The following is a 4,180-nucleotide window of genomic DNA, read 5'->3' as shown; positions in this document are numbered from 1 at the left end:
ATCACCCATGCGTATTAAAAACCCACCTTTGAAAGATAGTGGACTGGTGGGCGAAGAAATGAAAACTGATAGCGAACTACTGCTCAAGCTGAATCTGCCAAATTGCCCCTTGATTGAGCAACAAAAACTGTGTTTGATCCAATGCTTGCAAATCGTTGGCATAGCGTGGTTCGCCAGCAGAATCATTAATTGGATAGACTTGGGTTGGCGACCAATAGACCAGCGCATTGCGATCCAAGCTGCGAACGATAATCCCATCATCAAGCCAAGCCAACGGCTCTACCCCCAAATTAGTCGCCTGAATCGTATTAAGGCTTGGTTCGTAAATCCGAAAATCATCGCCAAGGTAGTAGGCCAAGGCTCCACGGGCATTCCAAACCAAGCGCGGCGTATTCGTGCCACGTTGGCTTTGATCGAGCAACCGAATTTGGTTACTTGGCAGATCGAAAAGCTGCAATTCCAAAGCAGTTTGATCACGCACTTGCAGCAACAACGCCAACTGATCGCGATTTGGGCTAAGTTGTAATCCCCCAGCCAGCAATTGCCGCTTGGGCAGCCGAATAATCACCTGCTCCTGTGTATTACCACCCACTTGCATAATCCGCAAATCATCATCACCCGCCGCATAATACAGCGCACTGTTGGTCATCAAGGCGGCTTGAATCAAGCCATTGGTCGAGGTCAGTACCGTAGCCGATTGGCCGCTAAATGGCTCGATCGCTTGCAGCAAATCAGGCTGGGCTTGCGAACGCCACAAGAGCAACGCTCCATCACTCGACCAACCCAAAGCTTGGCCCTGATAACTGCGGCTCAGCGCTATAAAACTCAAGCCTGGCGCATGCAACTCGAATTGCTCTTGAGTGATTGATTGCGTGATGAGCCATTGCTGGCTCGGCGATAATGGGCCAAATTGTGTCCGAACAACATCATTCTTGTCAACTAATAGCTGATCGCTCGCACTTATAACCGTGTTAGTACCAACACTTGGCGTTGCCAAAGGCACAGTTGTTGGTTGATTGATGCTGGGAGTTGGGCGAACGGTAGCCAGCGCCAATAGCGTGGGCGTTGGGCGTAAATCCAAGGTCGGAATAACCACAACGGTTGGTTGTGGCTGATCGATATCACACCCAGACAGCAAACTAATTAGTACCAAAACAATATAGAATCGTTTCATATCACCATGCTATAATAAATGTTGGAAACGGTTATCAACAACAGGCAGCCTATGACGAATGATACAATCATTGCAACCGCACCACGACTGGTAATTCGTCGCTGGCAACGGGCAGATTATCAAACCATGGATCGTTGGCCACCCTTCACCGAACCACTGAGCAGCATTTGGAACTTGCCCGATCGAGTGACGGTTGGCGGCGATTGGATGAACGACATTCGGCGAACCTATGCGATAGCGCTGCGTGATCATACCCTAGTTGGGCGAATTACGTTACGCAATATTGATTCGGCTAGTGGCTCGGCGCGGCTTGGCATCACAATTGGCCCTCAATATGTGAGTCAAGGCTATGGCACCGAAGGCTTGGCCGCGTTTCTGCAAGCATTTTTCACCACCTTAGGCTTTCAAACCATGGTGCTTGATGTGGCCTCAGTCAATGAACGTGCGGTGCGCTGCTATCGCCGGCTTGGCTTTCAATACAATGGTCATCATTGGCGCGATGCTGGCTGGCGTTTTATGCAAACGCTCGATCAAGCCACCCGCGAACGCATCGCCCCCTTTATCAAGGAAGGTCGCCATGGGGTGTGGGTGCAATTTTACGACATGACGCTCGAACGGAGTGATTGGCAAGCGGCTCAACATCGGTCAGTTATCCACGTTAATCAATAAGAAGGAAGCAGTGTATGTCGCTGATTGCAGGAAACTTGGCGGTCGTTCAAAAGCTCCTCGACGGCGCAGCTATGTCGTGGGGCATTTATGGTGGAGCCGCTGCCCACTTCTATGGCAGCCGTCGGCCAATTAACGATATTGATATTATTGTGCCAGCCAATACCCTAAGCGAAATTGCCCGCTTGTTGCAACAAGGCCAAAAGGCTGTGCAATACGATGGCGGACGCATTTTATGGCGCGGGATTATTTTGCAAGAAGATTTGACAATTCGGCTAAATGGCAACATTTATCCATTTGTGCTTGATCCACCGATGATCGAACGGTTGCAACGCAAACCATTGCTTGGCTCACGCGTGCTCTTTTTGGCTCCCGAAGATGTATTGGTGCATAAATTAATTTTGTATCGTGGGCCTGAGCAACAACGGTTTGATATTGTCGATTGCGAAGGCATTATCAAGCGTCACCAACTCGACCTTGAATATTTGCGCCAACGCTTGCAAACCAGCAATGCAACCACCATCGTTACGCCACGCATTGCCGATATGGGCGTAACCCTGTAAGTTTTAAGGCATTATGGGCGCATTGCCTGTAGTGCCTTTTTAATTGATTAATGCTCGGTAGCGTATGATGAAAACCACCCAACCAGCCCATCCTATCGCTTGGACACTCGGCAACCTGCTGCTCTTTTGTGGTATGTATTTGTTGCTGTATGTTGGTGGGATGTACGCTGATGATTTTTATAATCGCTTAGCGGCGCGTGGTGATAGCACGCTGCCAATTGCTGCGCCAATCATCGCCACCCCTGAGCCAGCAATAACGACATTTCAAGCCCCCACGCTCAATCAACAAACTGCCAGCGATCAACCACCAACGCTGGTTACCAGCGACCACTCCACGATCAGCCGGATTCAAATTCCGCGTATCGAGGTTGATCAAAAGGTGATCGAGGTAGGTTGGGAATTGCAAGATGACGTAGCAACATGGCAGGTTGCTAAATATGCGGTTGGCCATCATCAAGGTAGCGCCAACCCTGGTGAACCAAGCAATATTGTGCTAGCAGGCCATGTTGGTGGCTCGGCTCCGGTCTTTGATCGTTTGATCGAGACCCAGCCAGGCGACCAAATTGTGCTCTATAGCAACGGCCAACAATATCTGTATGTGGTGCAATCCAACGAACGGGTGCAAGAAGTTGGCGTTTCGGAAGAACAACGCCTAACCAATGCCGCCTACATGAACCCGACCTCCACCGAAACGATAACCCTGATCACCTGTTGGCCGCCAGCTGGCCCCAACGCCTTTGACCAGCGGATTATTGTGCGAGCCGTGCCCTACACGATCGCCACCGAGCAACCTGCAGGCAGCAATTGGCAGATGCGCTAAATCGATTGCAACAAATTATTATCCCCTGCCGTCAGATGAACAGCTATTGACAATCTTGGTCATCACAAAGGGGCAATAATATGACAAAACGAACTTTAGGCTTGCTTTTGATCGGCGCAGGGATCATTGCATTATTCAGCAATATAGGTAATGGCCTTTTTGGGCGCGACCGATATGAGTATGATCGCGAATGGAACTCAGAAGTGGCCTATGCTGTTTCTCAAGGCGGGGAAGATTTTCACGAAAACATGGCTGATTTTGAGGCTGAAATGAGCGATCTACAAGCTGAAATGCGCGATGTGCAAAGCGAAATCAATGAAACTGTTGGCTCAAACTTGCGCGACAGTGGCGCTGAATTCCGCGAAGAAATGGCCAACTTACGCGAAGAAATGCGCGATGTTCAAACTGAAATGCGCGATGCGATGCCAGCCGCACCATGGACCGAGCCACAACCACACTTCCAATATGAGTATCACCATCGTGATGGTTCACCCTTTGGCTTCTTGCTGTTTCCACTCTTACTCGGTGGTGGGATCTTCTTATTGGTTCGTCGTCGCCGCATGGTCGTTCGTCGTCACCAAGAAATTCATCACTTCTAAAAAACGTTTTATATAATCAAAAGCCCCGGCAATGACGGTTGCCGGGGCTTTATTGCGCTTAGGAAGAGGCTTGGCAAATTTAGCCCAGCACGCGATTGAGGTTCGTTTCGAGTTTTTGACGCAAATCGCGCCGTACTTGCTCGCCAGTAGCGGGTGTGGTCAACAATCCAGCCACAATCCCCAAAATAAACGAACGCAAGCCAGTGCGGGCACGCCGACCTTTACGGCCAACCTCAGTCGCAACTTCACCAGTTTTATGGGCTACAGCTTGGGCCGCATGCTGGGTAGTTTCACCAACCACATTCGCAGCATCTTTGGCGCGTTCACCCACCACCGAAGCCGTTTCCTTGGCGCGTTC

General features: G+C 50.2%; 6 protein-coding genes. 4 read left to right on the top strand and 2 right to left on the bottom strand.

Annotated features, from left to right (window positions below; translation table 11 throughout):
• Positions 1-76: 76 nt before the first annotated feature.
• On the bottom strand, positions 77-1,174 hold the full coding sequence (locus tag DEF47_RS11795) for a hypothetical protein (RefSeq protein ID WP_012190846.1): 1,098 nt from the start codon (positions 1,172-1,174) through the stop codon (positions 77-79).
• Between the two features lie 51 nt (positions 1,175-1,225).
• Between DEF47_RS11795 and DEF47_RS11790 the strand changes: the two genes are divergently transcribed.
• The 4 genes from DEF47_RS11790 (at position 1,226) to DEF47_RS11775 (ending at position 3,822) form a co-directional block, all read left to right on the top strand.
• On the top strand, positions 1,226-1,843 hold the full coding sequence (locus DEF47_RS11790) for a GNAT family N-acetyltransferase (RefSeq protein WP_041304630.1): 618 nt from the start codon (positions 1,226-1,228) through the stop codon (positions 1,841-1,843).
• Between the two features lie 14 nt (positions 1,844-1,857).
• Positions 1,858-2,403, top strand: a complete 546-nt coding sequence (locus DEF47_RS11785) for a nucleotidyltransferase (RefSeq protein WP_012190848.1) — start codon at positions 1,858-1,860, stop codon at positions 2,401-2,403.
• 64 nt (positions 2,404-2,467) lie between these two features.
• Complete coding sequence (locus DEF47_RS11780; protein ID WP_012190849.1) at positions 2,468-3,223, top strand: sortase; 756 nt, start codon at positions 2,468-2,470, stop codon at positions 3,221-3,223.
• 80 nt (positions 3,224-3,303) lie between these two features.
• Positions 3,304-3,822, top strand: a complete 519-nt coding sequence (locus DEF47_RS11775; protein WP_012190850.1) for a hypothetical protein — start codon at positions 3,304-3,306, stop codon at positions 3,820-3,822.
• 79 nt (positions 3,823-3,901) lie between these two features.
• Here DEF47_RS11775 and DEF47_RS11770 read toward each other — a convergent pair.
• The coding region (locus DEF47_RS11770) for a hypothetical protein (protein ID WP_287045149.1) at positions 3,902-4,180 on the bottom strand (279 nt) is incomplete at its 5' end.

The organism is Herpetosiphon sp. (assembly GCF_003512625.1).
Lineage (GTDB): Bacteria > Chloroflexota > Chloroflexia > Chloroflexales > Herpetosiphonaceae > Herpetosiphon > Herpetosiphon aurantiacus.
This window is presented reverse-complemented; position numbering and strand designations above follow the sequence as displayed.

Bases quoted from the DNA above. Each gene is read 5' to 3' on its own strand.
- DEF47_RS11795 (WP_012190846.1), bottom strand. From the start codon at position 1,174: ATGAAACGATTCTATATTGTTTTGGTACTAATTAGTTTGCTGTCTGGG.
- DEF47_RS11790 (WP_041304630.1), top strand. From the start codon at position 1,226: ATGACGAATGATACAATCATTGCAACCGCACCACGACTGGTAATTCGT.
- DEF47_RS11785 (WP_012190848.1), top strand. From the start codon at position 1,858: ATGTCGCTGATTGCAGGAAACTTGGCGGTCGTTCAAAAGCTCCTCGAC.
- DEF47_RS11780 (WP_012190849.1), top strand. From the start codon at position 2,468: ATGATGAAAACCACCCAACCAGCCCATCCTATCGCTTGGACACTCGGC.
- DEF47_RS11775 (WP_012190850.1), top strand. From the start codon at position 3,304: ATGACAAAACGAACTTTAGGCTTGCTTTTGATCGGCGCAGGGATCATT.